The organism is Streptomyces sp. NPDC000880, from assembly GCF_053599675.1.
This window is the reverse complement of the sequence record NZ_JBSFMS010000010.1, coordinates 34,214-50,588: the sequence shown is the minus strand read 5'-3', so window position 1 is coordinate 50,588 and position 16,375 is coordinate 34,214. Positions and strand designations below refer to the sequence as shown.

At 69.4% G+C, this 16,375-nt stretch carries 16 protein-coding genes; 5 read left to right on the top strand and 11 right to left on the bottom strand.

What is annotated here, in order from left to right; all coding sequences use genetic code 11:
- The first annotated feature begins 8 nt into the window (after window positions 1-8).
- On the top strand, window positions 9-920 hold the full coding sequence (gene hpxZ / locus ACWDO5_RS05510; RefSeq protein WP_450528617.1) for an oxalurate catabolism protein HpxZ: 912 nt from the start codon (window positions 9-11) through the stop codon (window positions 918-920).
- A 158-nt stretch (window positions 921-1,078) separates the two neighbouring features.
- Here the strand turns inward: hpxZ and ACWDO5_RS05505 are convergent, their stop codons facing one another.
- The 11 genes from ACWDO5_RS05505 to ACWDO5_RS05455 form a co-directional block, all read right to left on the bottom strand.
- The gene (locus tag ACWDO5_RS05505; protein WP_450528615.1) at window positions 1,079-2,335 is read right to left on the bottom strand and encodes a hydantoinase/carbamoylase family amidase; all 1,257 of its coding nucleotides are present in this window, start codon (window positions 2,333-2,335) and stop codon (window positions 1,079-1,081) included.
- Window positions 2,336-2,345: 10 nt separating this feature from the next.
- Complete coding sequence (locus tag ACWDO5_RS05500; RefSeq protein ID WP_450528613.1) at window positions 2,346-2,762, bottom strand: allophanate hydrolase-related protein; 417 nt, start codon at window positions 2,760-2,762, stop codon at window positions 2,346-2,348.
- 179 nt (window positions 2,763-2,941) lie between these two features.
- Complete coding sequence (locus ACWDO5_RS05495) at window positions 2,942-3,664, bottom strand: GntR family transcriptional regulator (RefSeq protein ID WP_450528611.1); 723 nt, start codon at window positions 3,662-3,664, stop codon at window positions 2,942-2,944.
- A 41-nt stretch (window positions 3,665-3,705) separates the two neighbouring features.
- Window positions 3,706-5,091 (bottom strand): dihydropyrimidinase, encoded by a 1,386-nt coding sequence (gene hydA / locus ACWDO5_RS05490; RefSeq protein WP_450528609.1) that lies wholly within the window; start codon window positions 5,089-5,091, stop codon window positions 3,706-3,708.
- Entirely contained in the window at window positions 5,088-6,632 is a 1,545-nt protein-coding gene (locus tag ACWDO5_RS05485) for an amidohydrolase family protein (RefSeq protein ID WP_450528607.1), read from the bottom strand. The genes hydA and ACWDO5_RS05485 overlap by 4 nt, the downstream gene beginning before the upstream one ends.
- 14 nt (window positions 6,633-6,646) lie before the next feature.
- Window positions 6,647-7,537: a carbon-nitrogen hydrolase family protein gene (locus ACWDO5_RS05480; RefSeq protein ID WP_450528606.1), complete on the bottom strand. Its 891-nt coding sequence runs from the start codon at window positions 7,535-7,537 to the stop codon at window positions 6,647-6,649.
- Window positions 7,534-8,337, bottom strand: coding sequence for an ABC transporter ATP-binding protein (locus ACWDO5_RS05475; protein ID WP_450528604.1), 804 nt, complete (start codon window positions 8,335-8,337; stop codon window positions 7,534-7,536). The genes ACWDO5_RS05480 and ACWDO5_RS05475 overlap by 4 nt, the downstream gene beginning before the upstream one ends.
- 4 nt (window positions 8,338-8,341) lie before the next feature.
- Window positions 8,342-9,205 carry an ABC transporter permease gene (locus tag ACWDO5_RS05470; protein WP_450528602.1) on the bottom strand — a complete coding sequence of 288 codons (864 nt, stop codon included), beginning with the start codon at window positions 9,203-9,205 and terminating at the stop codon, window positions 8,342-8,344.
- A gap of 20 nt (window positions 9,206-9,225) precedes the next feature.
- A complete protein-coding gene (locus ACWDO5_RS05465) occupies window positions 9,226-10,308 on the bottom strand; it encodes an ABC transporter substrate-binding protein (protein WP_450528600.1) in 1,083 nt (360 codons plus the stop codon).
- Complete coding sequence (locus tag ACWDO5_RS05460; protein WP_450528598.1) at window positions 10,305-11,264, bottom strand: ABC transporter substrate-binding protein; 960 nt, start codon at window positions 11,262-11,264, stop codon at window positions 10,305-10,307. The genes ACWDO5_RS05465 and ACWDO5_RS05460 overlap by 4 nt, the downstream gene beginning before the upstream one ends.
- Complete coding sequence (locus ACWDO5_RS05455; RefSeq protein ID WP_450528596.1) at window positions 11,261-11,809, bottom strand: hypothetical protein; 549 nt, start codon at window positions 11,807-11,809, stop codon at window positions 11,261-11,263. Before ACWDO5_RS05455 ends, ACWDO5_RS05460 begins: the two co-directional genes overlap by 4 nt.
- Window positions 11,810-12,240: 431 nt before the next feature.
- Here ACWDO5_RS05455 and ACWDO5_RS05450 point away from each other — a divergent pair, with 431 nt between their 5' ends.
- The 4 genes from ACWDO5_RS05450 to ACWDO5_RS05435 all read left to right on the top strand — a co-directional run bounded on the left by ACWDO5_RS05450 (window position 12,241) and on the right by ACWDO5_RS05435 (window position 16,175).
- Window positions 12,241-12,414 (top strand): hypothetical protein, encoded by a 174-nt coding sequence (locus ACWDO5_RS05450; protein ID WP_450528594.1) that lies wholly within the window; start codon window positions 12,241-12,243, stop codon window positions 12,412-12,414.
- Window positions 12,415-12,954: 540 nt separating this feature from the next.
- Window positions 12,955-14,241, top strand: a complete 1,287-nt coding sequence (locus tag ACWDO5_RS05445) for an MFS transporter (protein ID WP_450528592.1) — start codon at window positions 12,955-12,957, stop codon at window positions 14,239-14,241.
- A gap of 230 nt (window positions 14,242-14,471) precedes the next feature.
- The gene (locus tag ACWDO5_RS05440; RefSeq protein ID WP_450528591.1) at window positions 14,472-14,657 is read left to right on the top strand and encodes a hypothetical protein; all 186 of its coding nucleotides are present in this window, start codon (window positions 14,472-14,474) and stop codon (window positions 14,655-14,657) included.
- A 345-nt stretch (window positions 14,658-15,002) separates the two neighbouring features.
- On the top strand, window positions 15,003-16,175 hold the full coding sequence (locus ACWDO5_RS05435; RefSeq protein WP_450528589.1) for an acetamidase/formamidase family protein: 1,173 nt from the start codon (window positions 15,003-15,005) through the stop codon (window positions 16,173-16,175).
- Window positions 16,176-16,375 lie beyond the last annotated feature (200 nt).

Below are 16,375 nucleotides of genomic sequence, written 5' to 3'. Positions count from 1 at the left end.
AGACCGCTGTGCGCGAACGCATTCCCCATGAGATCGCGGCGTCGATCCTCGCCGCCACGACCGCCTTCATCGGCGGTACTGCGCTCAACCTGCCGCCCTGGGCGATCTTCATCTCCTGGGCCGGGACCCACCTCGCCGGCGGACCGAGCCTGGCCGTGGCCAAGCGGCTGTGGGCGGCGATGCCCGCCGGATCGTTCTTCGCCATGGTCATCGTGTTGATCATGCAGCACATCGGCGACAGCCTCGGCAGCAGCCGTCTCGCCCAGGACACGGTACTGGCCGGCACGATCTTCGTCGTCAACAGCGCGCTCATGTACTCCGGCAGGCTCAGGGCACTGTCGCTGATCCCGGGGATGTTCTTCGGCTTCGCCTCCTATTTCGCCACCTTCTTCGGCGGTTTCGGCTTCAAGGCAGGCGACCCCTGGGCGGCTTGGGTGTCCGTGGTCGCCATGAACGCGCTCGGCCCGGTGTTCGCCTACCTGGCCGGCAAGCTGACCTTCCCTGTACGCGAAGAGAAGGCCGTCGAATCCGCGGTCCCGTCCGGGCCGAGCGTCAACGATCCCACCGCACTGGCCGGGTTGAGCGCGGCTTTCGAGCGCTACGAGAAAGCGCTCACGTCGAACGACATAGCAGTCCTGGACGAGCTGTTCTTGGACCGCCCGCACACCGTCCGGCTCGGCGCGGGCGAAGAGCTGTTCGGCTACGACGAGATCGCAAAGTTCCGCCGGGCCCGTCCGGCGGCCGGTCTCGACCGCGTCCCCGGCCGGACCGAGCTGACGACCTTCGGTGACGACTTCGCGGTGACCAGCATGGCCTTCACCCGCGACGGCGTCCCCGGAGTCGGCCGCCAGTCCCAGGCCTGGGTCCGCCTCCCCGAGGGATGGCGAGTCGTCGCCGCCCACGTCTCCTCGCGGAAGTGAGCGCGGTCCTACCGGCGTCGAGGCCGTGCTCGCGGCCGCCTCCCGGCTGGAGGGCAAGGTGACTGCGGAACAGGTCGCGGTGACGGGGGCAGGCCGACCTGGCCGGGCCTTTGCGCGCGCTTGACGGGAACGGGAGCCGCCGGGGGCCCGGCATGGTCCTATGACGGAGCGGTGCGGTCGGCTCGGATCAGGGCCCGCAGCAGGGTGTCGGCGCCCAGGACAAGGTCGTCGGGGGTGCTCGCCTCCTGAGGGCAGTGGCTCAGGCCGCCGATGCTGGGGATGAAGATCATCGCGGTTGGCGCGAGCCGCGCCATGATCTGGGCGTCGTGTCCGGCGCCGCTGTGCAGACTGTGAGGGGGCACACCGAGTTCGCCGGCCGCCGCCGCCACGCATCCCGACAGCCAGGGGTCGGCCGGCACCGGGGCGACTACCGGGCCGGGGCGCAGCTCGACGGTCGTGCCAGTCAGCCGGGCGACAGCGCGAGCGGCGTCCGCCAGCCGCTCCAGGGCGCCGGTGATCCTGTGCGGTTTCGTGTCCCTGACGTCGACGCCGAGTACCGCCCGGCCCGGGACGATGTTGCGGACACCGGGTCCGGTCTGAACGACGCCGGTGGTGGCCCTCTGCACGTGACCGTCCGCGGCCAGGGCCTGGACGGCCAGAACGAGGTGGGCGGCGGCTACGGCGGCGTCGTGCCGTTTGTCCATGGGGGTGGTGCCCGCGTGGTTGGCCTGGCCGGTGACGGTGATGTCGGCCTTGGCCTGCCCGGTGATCGCGGTGACCACACCGATCCTCCGGGGGAGGCCTTCCAGAACTGGCCCCTGCTCGATGTGCAGTTCAAGGAAAGCGGCGACGTCGGCCGCGTCCCAGACCGCTTCGCCGAGACGGCCGGGATCGCCGCCGCCCGCCGCGATCCGGGCCGCGAGCGTCACTCCCTCGTCGTCCGCCCTGGCCAGGTCCGCGGCGGTGATCAGCCCTGCAACCGCTTTGGACCCGGTCATTCCGGGCGTCCCGCGGGCGCCTTCCTCGTTGCTGAACGCCGCGACGACCAGGTCGTGGCCGAGGCGGAGGCCGGCGGAACGCAGCGCGTCCGCCGCCTCGATGGCCGCCAGGACGCCGTAGGCGCCGTCCAGGGGCCCGGCTTCCATGACGGTGTCCAGATGGCTGCCCGTGATGAGTGCCGCTCGCCGGCCGTCCGAACCGGGCAGCCGTCCGAACAGGTTGCCCGCCTGGTCGGTCCGGACGGCCAGCCCTGCCTCGGTCAGCCAACGGGCGACCACGTCACGGGCCTCGGCATCCTGCGGAGAGTAGGCCGGGCGGGTCACCCCGCCGTGCCTGCCGTCCGTGATGGCAGCGAGCCGCCGGATTCGCGCCAACAGCCGTTCGCCGTCGATCCGGGGGCCGGATTGGGCGGTCACGGGTCCGCGCTCAGCGGCCGAGGAGGTCACCGGCACGCTCGTTCGCTGCCAGGTGAGCCTGGTAGGCCCGCCATCCGCCGAGGTCGGCGATGTCGACGACCTTGTCAGGGCCGGCGATCCGCTCCGGCTGCAGGATCATCGCGTGCACGGTGGAACCGTCCTCGAGCTGGATCGAGCCGAGTTCGAGTTCCTCGGGCTCCTGGGGCAGCAGCTCGTCGAAAAGCATCTCGTCGGGCATCTCGTACAGTTCGCCGTTGATCGACAGCCCGTCGGACTCGACGGGCAGCAGGCCGGGGAAGGAATCGCGCACGGCGAAGAAGCGGTAGCCGGCGGCGGTGCGGGCCGGACCGAGGAACGTGGCACCGCTGACGGCTCCATGGTCCTTCTGGCCCGACATGGCCGTGCCGTTGAGGAACATGCGTCTCATGGGAAGCACCTTTCGTGGGAGGGCGGGGCAGGCCGCTGTGGCCCAGGGCCGGTGGCGCGCACCTGTCATCGCGCGCCGGCCCCTTGGAGCGGAGTGGAAGAGATGTGCTGGTGTCGGGTGTCCGTGGGACTGGCTACGCTCCAGAAGTCCCGCGGCAGGCGCGACTTCTGGAACTCGGCCTAGGCGGTCGCCTCGGGTTCGGCCGCTGCCTGCCGGGCGTCCGCCTCGCTGCGCCGTACGTGGGCTTCGGCGGCGGCGACCGCACGCGCGGTGTCACCACTGGCCAGTTCCCCCAGCAGCAGTTCGTGCTGGTGGGCGGGGGGCTGGGTGTGCGCGGGCTGCTGGTAGCTCAGGTCGGCGGCGATCTCCAGATACTGCAGCAGGTGGTTGTCGAGGAAGCCGGCGAACCGGGCCCCGAACGCGATGCGGTAGATGGCGGTGTGAAAGGCCAGGTGTGCCTCGATAAACGCGTTCGAGGCCGGGCCATGCACGGTGACGGCCTCGTCCATGGCGGTGAGTAAGCCCCTGGCTTCCTGCCAGTGTTCCGGCTTGGCTCGTTCGCAGGCCAGCCGGGCCGCGAGTTCGTCGAGTTCCGCACGTATCAGGAACAGATTCTCGACGTCCTCCGGGTCGAGCGGGCGGGACCACAGACCTCCGCCGGCACCGCGCTCGGCGAACCCGTCGCTCTGCAGGCGGCGCAGCGCGTCGCGCACCGGGGTCCGGCTGACGCCCAGCCGCGCGGCCAGCTCGGTCTCCAGCAGGCGGGTTCCCGCGGGGATGTTGCCGGTGGCCAGGGCCTTGCGTAGTCTCCGATAGACGTGGTCGTAGGTGTGCATTTGCCGGATCTCGGCCGGCAGGGCGCCCACCTCGCTGAGGCCGGAGTCGCTCGGCCTGCTGTCCATGGTCGGTTCAACCTTCTGGGATCGGGGATCGGACACGGTACTCAACTCTGCCCGCTCGCCTGGCGAGAAAGGTACCTGCCGGTGCCGGGGGTGCCGACGAACAGGCCGTTCTCCACGACCGGTGCTCCGGCGGCGATGACGGTGCGGACGGCGCCGGTCAGCTTCCATCCCTCGTAGAGGCTGTAGTCGACGTTCATGTGGTGCGTCGCCGCGCTGATCGTGGTCCGGGCGGCGGGGTCGAAGACAACCAGGTCGGCATCGGAACCCACCGCGATCGTACCCTTGCGCGGGTACAGGCCGAAAAGGCGGGCCGGGGCCGCGGCGAACACCTCCACCATCCTGCGCAGCGACAGATTCCCTGCCACGACGCCGGAGTACAGCAGGGCCAGCCGGTGCTCGATACCGGGCCCTCCGTTGGGAATCTTCGAGAAGTCGCCGCGACCGAGGGTCTTCTGTCCGTTCAGGCAGAACGGACAGTGGTCGGTGGAGACCACCTGCACGTCGTCGCCGCGCAGGCCGCGCCACAGGGCCTCGTGATGGGAGGCATCCCGCAGCGGCGGGGTGAGCACGTACTTGGCGGCGTCGAAGCTCTCGTCGTCGTAGACGCCGGAGTCCAGGAACAGATAGTGCGGGCAGGTCTCGGCGAACACCGGACGTCCCCGGTCCCGGGCCGCGGTGACCTCGGCCAGCGCCTCGGTGCACGACAGATGCACGAAGTACACCGGTGCGTCCGCCATCTCGGCGACGGCGATGGCGCGGTGGGTGGCCTCGGCCTCGGCGAGTTCGGGCCGGGTGCGGCCGTGCCAGGACGGCCCGGTGCGTCCCTCGGCCAGGGCGCGGCGCACCAGCACATCGATGACCGGCCCGTTCTCGGCGTGGACGCACACCAGCGATCCCACCTGGCCGGCCCGCTCCAGGACCTGGAACAGGACGGCGTCATCGACCATGAGCTCGCCCGGATAGGCCATGAAGAGCTTGACACTGGTGACGCCCTCGTCGGCGAGTTCGTCGATCTGGCCGAGGGAGCCCTCGTCGAGCTGAGTGATCACGATGTGCTGGCCGTAGTCGATGACCGCTTTGCCCTCGGCCGCGGCCATGCCGTCCTCGATGGCCGCGCGCAGGTGCTGCCCGGGCCGCTGCTGGGCGAAGTTGACGACCGTGGTGGTGCCGCCGAAGGCGGCGGCGATGGTGCCGGACTCGTAGTCGTCGGCGGTCGTGGTGCCGCTGCCCAGGCGGGAGGCCAGATGGGTGTGCGGGTCGACGCCGCCGGGGAGCAGGTAGCAGCCCGAGGCGTCGATGACCTTGTCGGCGACGGCCGGCAGTGACGCGCCGATGGTGGTCACCCTGCCGCTCTCGACGAGGACGTCGGCGACGTAGTCGTCGGCCGCTGTGACCACCCGCGCGCCGGTGATCAGGAGGCTGCTCATGCCCCGCCCTCCCTTGCCGCCGGGCCGCCGAGCCATGTCCGCTCGTCGCCGCTCCAGCGGTTGATGCCCATGGGCTCGGCGCAGCAGCGCTGGTAGATCTGTGCGACGTAGGGCTCGAAGACCTGGTTGGCCTGCTCGACGGCGGCGAAGCGCTCCATGTACTTGGCGGCCAGCTCCCGCAGTTCGGCCAGCACCGCCTCTTCGTCGATCAGCAGGCAGCGGCCGTCGCGTACGACGACGTCACCGTTGACCCACACCTCGCGGATCGAGTCGCCGTTCTCGACGTAGACCAGCTGCGAGGGGACGTCGTTGAGCGGCGTGAAGTTGACCGACCGGAGGTCGAACACGACGAAGTCCGCCTTGCGGCCCGGCTCGATGGCCCCGACCTCGTCGGTCAGGCGGGCCGAGCGGGCGCCGCCCCGGGTAGCCGCCCACAGGACCTCGTCGGCGGTGGGCCAGGTCCGGTAGTCGGGGTGGCTGACCTTGTGCAGCAGGGCGGCGGACTTGACCACGTCCAGCATGCGGGCGCTGTCGTTGGTGGACAGTCCGTCGCTGCCTAGGCCGATGTTGACGCCGGCGTCCAGCAGGGCACGCCAGGCCGCGATACCGGACCCGAGTTTCAGGTTGGAGAGGGGATTGTGCGCCACCGATGCGCCGCTCTCGCCGAGGCGGGCGATGTCGTCGTCGGTGAGCCAGATGCCGTGCGCCAGGGTGGCGCGGTCGCTGAGCACCCCGAGCCGGTCCAGGTGGGCGACCAGGGTGGAGCCGTAGAACTCCCTTCCGGTCACGGCCTGGATCTTGGTTTCCAGTACATGGATGTGGAGCGTGGTGTCGTGCTGCTTTGACAGTTCGTCGGCGGCGACGAGCAGGTCGTCGGTGCAGCGCTGCGGCCCGCTGGGCGCGATCACGTACCGCAGCCGTCCGGCGCGGCCGTCGTAGCGGGCCAGCGCCTCCTTGCTGAACTCCAGGTATTCGTCGGTGGTTCGCGGCGTCGTCTCCCGGGCCGCGGCCAGCAGGTCGGGCGGGAGCACCTCGTCGACGAAGGGGAGGGTATCGATGTAACGGCGGTTGACGATGTTTCCGGAGCAGTTGGCGCGGATGCCGATGTCCTCGTAGCCGCGGAAGACCGCGTCGAGCGCGTCCATGCTCTGTGTCGGCATTTCGATCACGTCGTCGAGCAGGCAGGTGGTGCCGCTGCGCAGCGACTCCATACCGACCAGCAGGGTCCGCAGATACACCAGCCGTTCCGGCATCGGCTCCAGGCCGAGGATCGGGTAGGCGAGCAGCATCCACAGTTCGAGGGGCAGGTTGTCGTAGCGTCCCTTGAACAGCGCCTCCCACGAGTGCACATGGGCGTTGACCAGGCCCGGCATCAGCAGGCGGTCGGTGGCGTCGACGACGGTGGTGCCGTCGGGCACCGGAAGGTCCTTCCCCACCGCGCTGAAGCGGTCGTGCTCGACCAGTACGTCGGCGCGGAAGGGCTTGGCACGGTGTGTGTCGTCCATGGCGACCACAAGTGCGTTGCGGAAGAGGGTTGTCACGAACTGGCCTTCCGTCAGGAGCGTGGGCTGGGGGGCCCGGGGAACAGGTCGGTGCGGCGGTGCTCGAAGTAGCGCAGCCGCTCGCGGGTAAGGGCCAGCAGATCAAGGTCGAGGTCGGCGATCACCAGCCCGGGGCCCTCGTCCTCGCGGCGGTGGGCCAGCAGCTCCCCGTCGGGGCCGACGATGGCGGACTCCCCGAAGTTGTCCACCGCCTTGCCGGCGACCCATTCGGTGCCGACCTTGTTGGCGGCCACCGCGAACAGGCCGTTCTCCCGGGCGTGGGTGCACAGTTCCCCCAGGAAGAAGGCGCTGCTGTCCCCGCCGCTGCCGGCCACCGGCACGGCCACGAGATCCGCGCCCAGCGAGCGGGCCTCGCGCCAGCACTCGGGGAAGCGGCGGTCGTAGCAGATCAGGGTGGACAGCCGCAGCGTGCCCAGGTCGTGTACGCCCAGCCACTCACCGGGAGTGAAGTGCGCCGGTTCGTCGAACCCCGGTGGCGGGTCGTCGCCGACGGGAAGATGCAGTTTGCGGGCGACGTGGTGGGTCTTGCCCCCGCGGTCGACGGCCGGGACGATCCGGCCTTCTCGCAGGACCACGGCCGCGTTGTGCCGGGTGCCGGTGGACGGGTCGTACTCGAACAGCGGGAGGATCACGGTGATCCCCAGGGATGCGCCGAGGGCTCCGATCTCGTCGGTCAGCGGGCCCGGCACCGGCTGCGCCCAGTGGTCGTACACCCCGGCCGGCTCGGCGGCGAAGTACGGCACGGTCGCCAGCTCGGGGAGCACCACCACGGCGGCGCCCGCCCGGGCCGCGTCGTGCAGCGCGACCCGGACGGCGGCCAGGTTCGCCGAGGGGTCCTCGGCGCAGGCGGGCAGCTGCGCCGCGGCGATCCGCACCGTACTCATGACGCCGCCTGTTCCTGTTGGGCGAAGGCCCTGTCCACCTCATCGGCGAGCAAGTCGATGAGGCGGTCGTGCAGTTGGTGGTACTCCGGCGAGCGCGGGTCCCGGGGACGGTCCAGCTCCACGGGGATGACCGCCTTGATCCTGCCCGGGCGGGCGGTGAACACCACGATCCGGTCGGCGAGCGACACCGCCTCGTCGATGCTGTGCGTGACGAACAGCACCGACGCGCCGCTGTCCCGCCACACCTGTCCGATGAAGTCCTGCAATTTGGCGCGTGTCTGGACGTCGAGGGCCGCGAACGGCTCGTCCATCAGCAGGACCTTCGGCTCCATCGCCAGCGCGCGTGCGATCGCCGCTCGTTGCCGCATGCCGCCGGAGAGCTCGTCGGGGTGCTTGTCCAGTACGTCGCCGAGCCCCATGGTGCGCAGCAACTCCTTTGCCACCCGGCGGCGTTCGGCGCGAGGCCGGCCGCGAAGTTTCAGGCCGAACCCGACGTTCTCCGCCACCGACAGCCACGGATACAGCGACGACTGCTGGAAGATCATGCAGCGGTCCGGTCCCGGTTCGACGACCGGTTCCCCGTCGGCTTCGATCGAGCCGCCGGTGGCCTGCTCCAGGCCCGCGATCAGCGACAGCATGGTGGACTTGCCGCAGCCGCTGGGACCGAGCATCACCACGAACTCGCCGGGAGCCACATCCAGATCGATGCCGTCCAGGGCCACGGTCTCCTTGCCGGTGCCCTCGGCCCAGACTTTGCGTACCGAACGGCAGCGCACCGCGCCGCTATTGTGCCGTGTCATCGCGTCACCTTCCCTGACCGGCGGGTGCCCACCACAGCAGCCGCTTCTGCAACTGGCGGAAGAGCACATCCATTACGTACCCGGTGGCCCCGATCAGGGCCATGGTGAAGAACACCAGGCTGGCGTTGAAGGTGTTGCGGGACAGCACCACGACCTGGCCCAGGCCGCTGCCCACACCCACCGCCTCGGCGATGAGCACCACCATCCACGCGGCGAACAGATTCATCCGCAGCGTGCGCAGCAGCCCGGGCAGGACTGCCGGCAGCACCACCTGGAACAGCATCTGCTTGCGGGTGGCGCCCAGCGTGCGTGCCACGTTGAGGTAGGTCCCGCTCACCGATTCGATCTCGCTGATGGTCGCGAGCGTCATGACGAAGTAGACGCCGACGAACACCATGAAGACGGCCGGTCCGTTGCCGATGCCGAACAGGAAGATCGCAACCGGGAGCCATGCCACCGGTGAGATCGGCGCCAGCAGCGTCAGCATGGGGAGCGAGAGCCTGTTGAAGATCTTGAACCGGGTGACCAGGATGCCGGTCGCCAGGCTCGCCACGAACCCGATCGCCAGCCCGGACAGCACCCGGGCGACGGTGGCCAGCACCGTGCTGCCCACCGCCACCAGCGGCGCCCCCTGCGCCTGGCCGATGGTGTCCGACTGGAAGAACTTGGCCTGGGCGGAGAAGTGGCTCAGGAAGATGTGCGGCGGCGGGAGAAGCAGTTCCGGTGCCCATCCCACGGCCCAGGCCAGCTCCCACAGGCCGGCGAACAGCGCGACGGACGCAACCCACCAGGCGGCGGACACGGCGCGGCGGCGCAACACGGCGGGCAACTGTTGCACCGCTGTGGCCGGCGCGGACACGCTGGCCACAGGGCCTTCGGTCGGCGGCGTCACGCGGTCTTCAACTTCAGTGAGGTGTACAGGTCGGGGTTCTCCTTGATGACCTGCTCCAGGAGGGTCCAGTCGAAGATCTTCTCGTCAGGAAGCTTCTTGAGGTAGCCGAGCTCCATCATGTTCTTGGCCCGGTCCAGCATGAACTGCGCCTTGTCGCGCTGGTCGGTGACGTTGGGCTGCTTGGTGGAGGCGAGCAGCACGTCGGCCAGGCTCGCCTTGAAGTAGGTACCGGTGGTGGCCTTCACCGCGCCCTCACGGTCCTGTTCGGTCTGCTGCTGTCCCTTGAACAGACCCTTGATGACGGCCTTGACCGCATCCGGGTTCTCCTGGAGCAGTGGGTTGCGTACCGCCAGCACACAGTCGGTGTAGCCGGTTCCGTAGACATCGGTGCCGTCGGAGAGCTTGACGGAGCCGGGCCGCCCCTTGAGCGCCTGGGTCGCGTAGGGCTCGATGTGGCAGATGGCGTCGATCGAGCCGCTGGTAAAAGCCTGAGCGAGTTCGGGCGAGGTGCCGAAGTAGCGCACCTTGACGTCCTTGAAGGACATCCCGGCCTTCTTCAGGTAGTCGTAGGGCAGCATCTCCAGCGTGTCGGCCTGGAAGGTGCCCAGCGTCTTGCCGCGCATGTCCTGCGCGCTCTTGATGCCCGGCTGGGCCACGATCACACAGCCCTGGACACCGCCTCCGGCCACGATCGTCACCGGAGCACCGGCGTCGTGCAGCGTCATGAACTGGGTGTACGGGATGAGGGACATGTCGACCTGACCCGCACCGAAGAGGGTGACGATGTCGGCGTTCGTCGGCGTCACCACGAACTGCACGTCGACGTCGGGCTTGGCCAGCCCGCGTTCCTTGAGCAGGAACATGCTCAGGTTGCACAGACCGGTGCCGTGTGTCGCCTTCAGGGTCTGCTTGGCGCCGGCAGCGCCGCCCGAGCTCGCCGTGGAGCCGGACTGGGCGCTGCCGCATGCGGTGAGCAGCCAGGACGGTATGGCCACTGCGGCGCCGGCGGCCGCGGTTCGGCGGAAGAGTTGCCTGCGGTCCAGGGAAGTCCCGGCGATGCCGGGGCGGTTGTCGGTCATGACTTCTCCTTGACGGGGGTGGCGGGGGGCGGGGCGGGGATGGAGGGGATGGCCAGAGGGGCGGGGGAGGCAGGCGCGGCGCCGATTTCGGCGTCGAGCAGGTCCAGGGCGATGGCACCGGTGGGCGCCTCGGCGTCACGGGGTACGAGGTCGAGGGATCGCAGGCTGTCCCACCGGCCGAGCACGACCGAGCGCAGCGGCCGGATGTCCACCCAGGCGGGTTGCAGGCGGGCGGCTTCGGCCAGTTCCTCGACGCCGAAGCCGGGATAGAAGGGGAGTGCGTGCTCCAGGGCGGCGACCGGATCGGCCGCGATGAGCCGCTCCGCCCTGAGCATGGCGCGCAGTGCCGAGCGCACCTGATCGGGGCGCTCGCGCAGGAACTTGGCGGAGGCGACCAGGACCGTGTCGGGGAAGGGGTCGCCCCACAACTCGGTGCCGTAGGACAGGGTCCGCGCGCCTTCGCCGCGCATCCGGTTGGCGTACGGCTCGGCCAGGGTCAGGGCCGTCAGTTCGCCGGACCGCCATGCGTCGATAGCCTCGTCCAGGATGTCGAAGTAGCGCAGTCCCACGTCCTGCATGCCCAGCCCGGCGGCGGCCAGCACGTCGTGCAGCAGCACCTCCATCGGGTCCGAACGGAAGGTGCCGACGGGCTGCCCGGCCAGCGAGGCGACGTTGTCGACATGCGGCTGGGCCAGCACCGCGACACCCATCAGACCGCTGCCGCCCACGAGGACCGGCGGGTCGTTGCGGAAGGCGTCGATGAGTGGCTGGGTGAAGGCCGCGGTGCCCAGGTCCGCCACCCCGGTGGCCAGCAACTCCGCGGTGGAGGTGATGTCGTTGAAGTAGGGGGCGTGGACCTCCAGACCCTCGTCGGCGAACATTCCCTCCCCCACCGCGACGAACAGCGGCAAGTTCGACAGGGAACAGCCGTGGGTGAGTACCAGTCGCTCGCTCATGCCGCGCAGCTCCCGTCGTCTGCGTGCGGCGCTGCGATCAGCAGCGGCACGGAAGGAACCTGGTGTGCCACGACCTGCCAGCCGGCCGGCGGGCCGGCCGACTCGCCTGCCGCATCCGGGCTTCCGGCGAGTACCGCCGTGGTGTGGACGACCAGGCGGTCGTCGTGGTCGGCCAGCAGGAACGCCACGGCGTCGTCGAAGGCGACGGCCACCACGGCGTCATGCCCCAGGTCGGCGCTGGCGGCCACCTCGACGTCCCGGCCCGGCATCGCGATCCATCCGCCCACCAGTTCGTCCAGTGCGGTGGCGGCCACCGCACTGCCCGCGGCCAGCCCGTCCAGAGCCGCGGCCACGGCCTCGGGCAATGACGGGTCGGTGGGCGCGGCGGCGACCAGCGCCATGGACGCAGAGCCGCAGCAGCGCGAGGCGGTCTCACCAGCCGCGATGCGTAGGCGCAGGCCCACGACGCCGGGGAGCGCGGCGACATCGGAGTCCCCGGCCAGCCCGCCCCGTTCGAGGGCTGTGAACACCCCCGCCGCTCGCATTGTGTCCTGTATACATCGCATGGAGGGGATGAGACAGTCAGCGCATTACCGGCCGATTTCCTACTTGCAGGTTGTCCGTTAATCATTGGGGCGGATGGTTACGGGTGTGCACCTGTCCGGCCAGCGACACCAGGGCATCAGCCGTGCGAATAGCGGCACTTGTGGTAGTCACTGCCACTGCGACAGGGACCGACGATCCTGTTCGTTGCTCTGTCCCGGCCCCCGCGCGCGACGTCACCGGCGGTGCGCCATAGGAGCGTTGACCGGAAACGGCCGGGGCCGTCTCCACGGGATCAGACGAGTCACATGGTTCAGCAGCCCGAACAGTCCGAGCAGTTGGGGCAGGAGTTGCGGAGGCTGCGTCTCGCCCCCGGGGTCACGCTTGCCGGTCTCGCCGGGCTCGTCCACTACAGCAGAGTTGGTTCCGGCCGATGGGCCGCCGGCAGGTGATGGCCGCAGGAGCCGCCTCCGTGGTGGCCGGCCTGGGCGGCGTCGGGTACGCCGAGGACGTCGGCTGGCTGATGCAGGACTCGGGAAACGAGCTGGCTGCACTCGCGTGGACGCAGCGTGCCGTCGAGCCGGCCGAAGCCGGGGGAGGATCATGACCTTGTCGCTCATGGTTTGGTCCGCCGTGCGCTGGTGACTCTGTACCGCCAGAAGGCCGGGCAGACGGTCGAGTCGGCACCAGCAGACGCAGCTCAGCGGTATCCCCGCCACGGATCCGTGGCCTGGCGGCGGAGCGGTGGCCCAGGGCCATGCCCTCGCAGGGGTGTACGACGCTTCGATCGAGTACGCCAAACCGACAGATCGGAATACGCAAACGCGAGCGCCTGGGCGGCCTCCTGCACGAGTACCAACACCCCGCTTGACCTGCCCGGACGAGGCTTCGGTTACAGATTTGTGTCGGCAGCATGTCTGCAACATCCGCTTCGGCTGATTCGCGTAAAGACCGCGTTAAGGCTTCGCGCGAACCCCATCTGCCTGAACATACGGCGCTCGTCGACCCGTATGTTCAGTCCGCAATTGGTCCGACCATCCAGCCTTTTCCACCTCGACCGTGGCCGCAGACGTCCACGTGATCACGGTGTCTCCGAGCACCGGATGACCGTGCGGTGCGGGCTGGCCGACAGCGAAGGCAATTCGCCATGCAAGAGAACAGCAACACGACGGACGCCGTGGACACCCGGCGCAGACGGCAGCCTGGGCCCTACACGGTGACTGCCCTCCTGTGCCTCGGATGGGTGTTCATGTACGCCGACCGCACGGTGCTGAGCCCGATCACCGGGGTGATCGGTACCGAGTGGGGGCTGAGCAAGGCAGAGCTCGGCCTCATGTCCACGGTGTTTTTCATCGCGTACGCCCTGATGCAGCTTCCGGCCGGCATCTTCGCCGACCGATTCGGACGGGTCCGCACGATCGTCATCGGCTACGCCCTCTTCGCGATCGGCACGTTCCTCAGCGGGATCGCCCCGGGATTCATGGTGTTCCTGCTCGTCCGGGCCTTCGCTGGGTTCGGCGAGGGAACGTACTACGGTCCCGCGTACGGGATCGCGTCCAGCACCATCGACCGGCGGTTCCGCGGGCTTTCCGCGGCGATCATCAACAGCGGCATGGCCCTGGGCATCTCACTGGGATTCATCGGCTCCAGCGTGCTGGCGTTCGATCTCAACCTCGGCTGGCAGACCGTCTTCTTCGTCTTCGGTGTCGCGACACTGGTCGTCACCGGGCTGATCCAGTACTTCCTGGGGCCGATCGACCGCAGGGCGAAGTCGGTCCCGACCGGCGGCGCGACCGGGAATGTGGGCTGGCGTGGCCTGTTCACCACCAACCACGTGCTGGCCTACGTGCTGATCTTCTGCTCGCTGTACGGGTTCTTCAACATGCTCACCTGGCTGCCGCTGTACCTGCAGCAGGTCCGGGAGGTACCGGCGGCACAGACCGGCATCATCGCCTCGCTCGTGCCGTGGGCGTCGGTTCCCGGTGCCATCCTGTTCGGGCTGTTGTCGGACCGCATGAAGTCGAAGAAGCCGCTGATCCTGGTGCTGTGCCTGCTCGGTGCGGCATGCCAGATCATCATTCCCTGGGCCGAGCAGTACTCGCTCGTCATCACCGCCCTGGTGATCTACGGTCTGGTCGGCAAGCTCGCCCTGGACCCGATTCTGATCTCCTACCTCGGCGGGATCACACCCCGTGCGATGTACTCACGGTCGTACAGCATGTTCAACTTCGCCGGCATGCTCTCGTCGATCCTGGCGCCCTACATCACCGGATATCTGGCCGATGTGACCGGGAAACTGGAAGTCGGGTTCTATATCTCCGCTGCGCTGCTGCTGGTCGGCGCGGTGGTGTTCCTCTTCGCCCGGCCGACGGCGGCCGTCGACGAGGCGGAGCAGGAGGTCACGGAGGAGCACCGGCTCAAGGAGACGGTTTGAGCCGCAGGGGGAGCCGGGTGCCGAGCAGCTCATCGTCATGGGCGAGCTTGGTCCCGGTGACAACTGCCGGCCGAACGTGAGCCGGCCGAGTCACTGTCGGTGTCACGGGCCTCGCTTCGGGGAGGCACTGCAGCAACTGAAGGCCAAGCACCTCGTCGGACGCCGCCAGGGCAGAGGAACCGTGGTCCTGGCACCGCGCCACGGGTCGACCTCCGTGCGTCAATGACGAGTTGGCCGAGGAGGACCGGGAGCTCGCCAGCGTCGCCGAGCTCCGCACGGTGATCGAGCCGAAGACGGCCGAGCCGGCTGCGCTGTGGGCCACCAACGCCGATCTGCTGCAGATGGAGAACATCCTGCACGGCTCGCACTGGAGCCTGGCCGCCAAGTCGCAGAGCTCGACGTGCAGTTCCACTTGAGCCTGGCGCAAGCGAGCCACAATCCGCTGCTGGTGGCGCCGGCCACGATGGTCGGGTTCGCGGACCCCCCGGTCAAGAAGGACTCACACGGGACGCGGCAGGGACGCCGAATCCCCGTGGCCGGCCACCGGGCGATCTTCGGCGGCGGTCCTGGACCGCAGCGCCGCAGAGGCGGCCAATGCGATGCCCCGGCATCTCGCCGAGGTCGACCGGTTGACCTCGGCGGGCCCGCGGCGACCGGCAGACTGATCCGGGCCGCCGCTTCCACCCTTTCGCTCCACCCGACGATGCGGGGCGTCCGCGCGAGCGGCATCCCCCGCAGTCTCAACCCAGGAGTCATCATTCATGTTTGACGTCAGCAAGGCTCTCTCGTGGCTGCCCGCGCTACAGGCCCTCGATCTCGACGGCGCGGCCGGTGACCACTACCTGCCGGCCACCCTGGGCAACACGATGTGGGGCCGGCTGCCGGGCCGCAAGGATCAGCCTGTGCTGCGGGTGCGTCCCGGTGAGGTGGTCACCTTCGACACCATCAGCCACGAGGGCATTCTGGAGGACCAGGGACGCGACCCGCTGGCGTTCTTCGGATCGCACGGCGTGCCCGCCGACGGCGTGCTCACCGACGCGATCACGTTGGCCGCCTCCGCCGTGCCGCGCGACCTGTCCACCGACGGACCGCACGTGGTCACCGGTCCGGTCGAGATTCTCGGCGCCGAACCGGGAGACCTGCTGGCGATGACGGTTCTGGACCTTCGGATGCGGGTGCCCTACGGGGTTGTGTCCAGCCGCCACGGCAAGGGCGCTCTGCCCGGCGAGGTCATCGGCGACGATCCGGTGTACAGCGCGTTCTGCCTGGTGGAGCCGACGGGGTCCGGAGAGGTCGGCTGCATTCCGCTGCGGGAGGACGCACCCGAGGAGCTCGTACGTTTCCCTTTGCGGCCGTTCCTCGGCACCATGGGTGTCGCCGCGGACACCGACGAGCGGCCGCACTCCGTGCCGCCCGGCGCACACGGCGGGAACCTGGACATCGCCCTGCTGGTCCCGGGTACGACCCTGTACCTGCCCGTGCAGGTGCCCGGAGCACTGGCCTACGTCGGTGACCCGCACTTCGCACAGGGCAACGGCGAGGTCGCCCTGACGGCGTTGGAAGCTCCGTTGCGGGCCAGCGTCCGGTTCGATCTGGTCCCGCGGTTGGAAGCCGAACGGCGGTACGGCCCGGTCGTCGCGCCCTTCGCGGAAACCCCGGAGTACGTGGTGCCGATCGGCCTGCACGAAGATCTGGACGAGGCGATGCGAAGCTGCGTGCGGCATGCCATCGGGCAGTTGGCCGGGCGGTACGGAATGGACCGGCGACTGGCCTACGCCTACCTCAGCGCGGCGGCCGATTTCGATATCTCCCAGGTCGTGGACCAGGTCAAGGGCGTGCATGCCCGAATCAGGAAGGCGGACTTCGCGTCCCTCTCGCCCACCGCCGCACCGGCGGACGTGATTCGCACGCTTGTTGACCCCACTACGCACTGACACCGCCCCGGCGCGCGGGTGCGACCATCTATACGACCGATCCCGGTATCTCCCCGACAGGATCACCGGGAAACGATCCCGACCCCGCGCGCCGTGTCCGGTCAGGTCCGGAGGAGTCCGGCACCTGCCCGCGCCGACGTCATCCAGCCGTCAGCAGACGCACCGTCGCCAAGACGCCCGGCTCGACAGGTTGCGCAAGG

Excerpts from the sequence above, each read along its gene's own strand:
- ACWDO5_RS05500 (WP_450528613.1), bottom strand. The coding sequence starts at position 2,762 with ATGAGACGCATGTTCCTCAACGGCACGGCCATGTCGGGCCAGAAGGAC.
- ACWDO5_RS05495 (WP_450528611.1), bottom strand. The coding sequence starts at position 3,664 with ATGGACAGCAGGCCGAGCGACTCCGGCCTCAGCGAGGTGGGCGCCCTG.
- hydA (WP_450528609.1), bottom strand. The coding sequence starts at position 5,091 with ATGAGCAGCCTCCTGATCACCGGCGCGCGGGTGGTCACAGCGGCCGAC.
- ACWDO5_RS05480 (WP_450528606.1), bottom strand. The coding sequence starts at position 7,537 with ATGAGTACGGTGCGGATCGCCGCGGCGCAGCTGCCCGCCTGCGCCGAG.
- ACWDO5_RS05475 (WP_450528604.1), bottom strand. The coding sequence starts at position 8,337 with ATGACACGGCACAATAGCGGCGCGGTGCGCTGCCGTTCGGTACGCAAA.
- ACWDO5_RS05465 (WP_450528600.1), bottom strand. The coding sequence starts at position 10,308 with ATGACCGACAACCGCCCCGGCATCGCCGGGACTTCCCTGGACCGCAGG.
- ACWDO5_RS05460 (WP_450528598.1), bottom strand. The coding sequence starts at position 11,264 with ATGAGCGAGCGACTGGTACTCACCCACGGCTGTTCCCTGTCGAACTTG.
- ACWDO5_RS05455 (WP_450528596.1), bottom strand. The coding sequence starts at position 11,809 with ATGCGAGCGGCGGGGGTGTTCACAGCCCTCGAACGGGGCGGGCTGGCC.
- ACWDO5_RS05450 (WP_450528594.1), top strand. The coding sequence starts at position 12,241 with ATGGGCCGCCGGCAGGTGATGGCCGCAGGAGCCGCCTCCGTGGTGGCC.
- ACWDO5_RS05445 (WP_450528592.1), top strand. The coding sequence starts at position 12,955 with ATGCAAGAGAACAGCAACACGACGGACGCCGTGGACACCCGGCGCAGA.
- ACWDO5_RS05435 (WP_450528589.1), top strand. The coding sequence starts at position 15,003 with ATGTTTGACGTCAGCAAGGCTCTCTCGTGGCTGCCCGCGCTACAGGCC.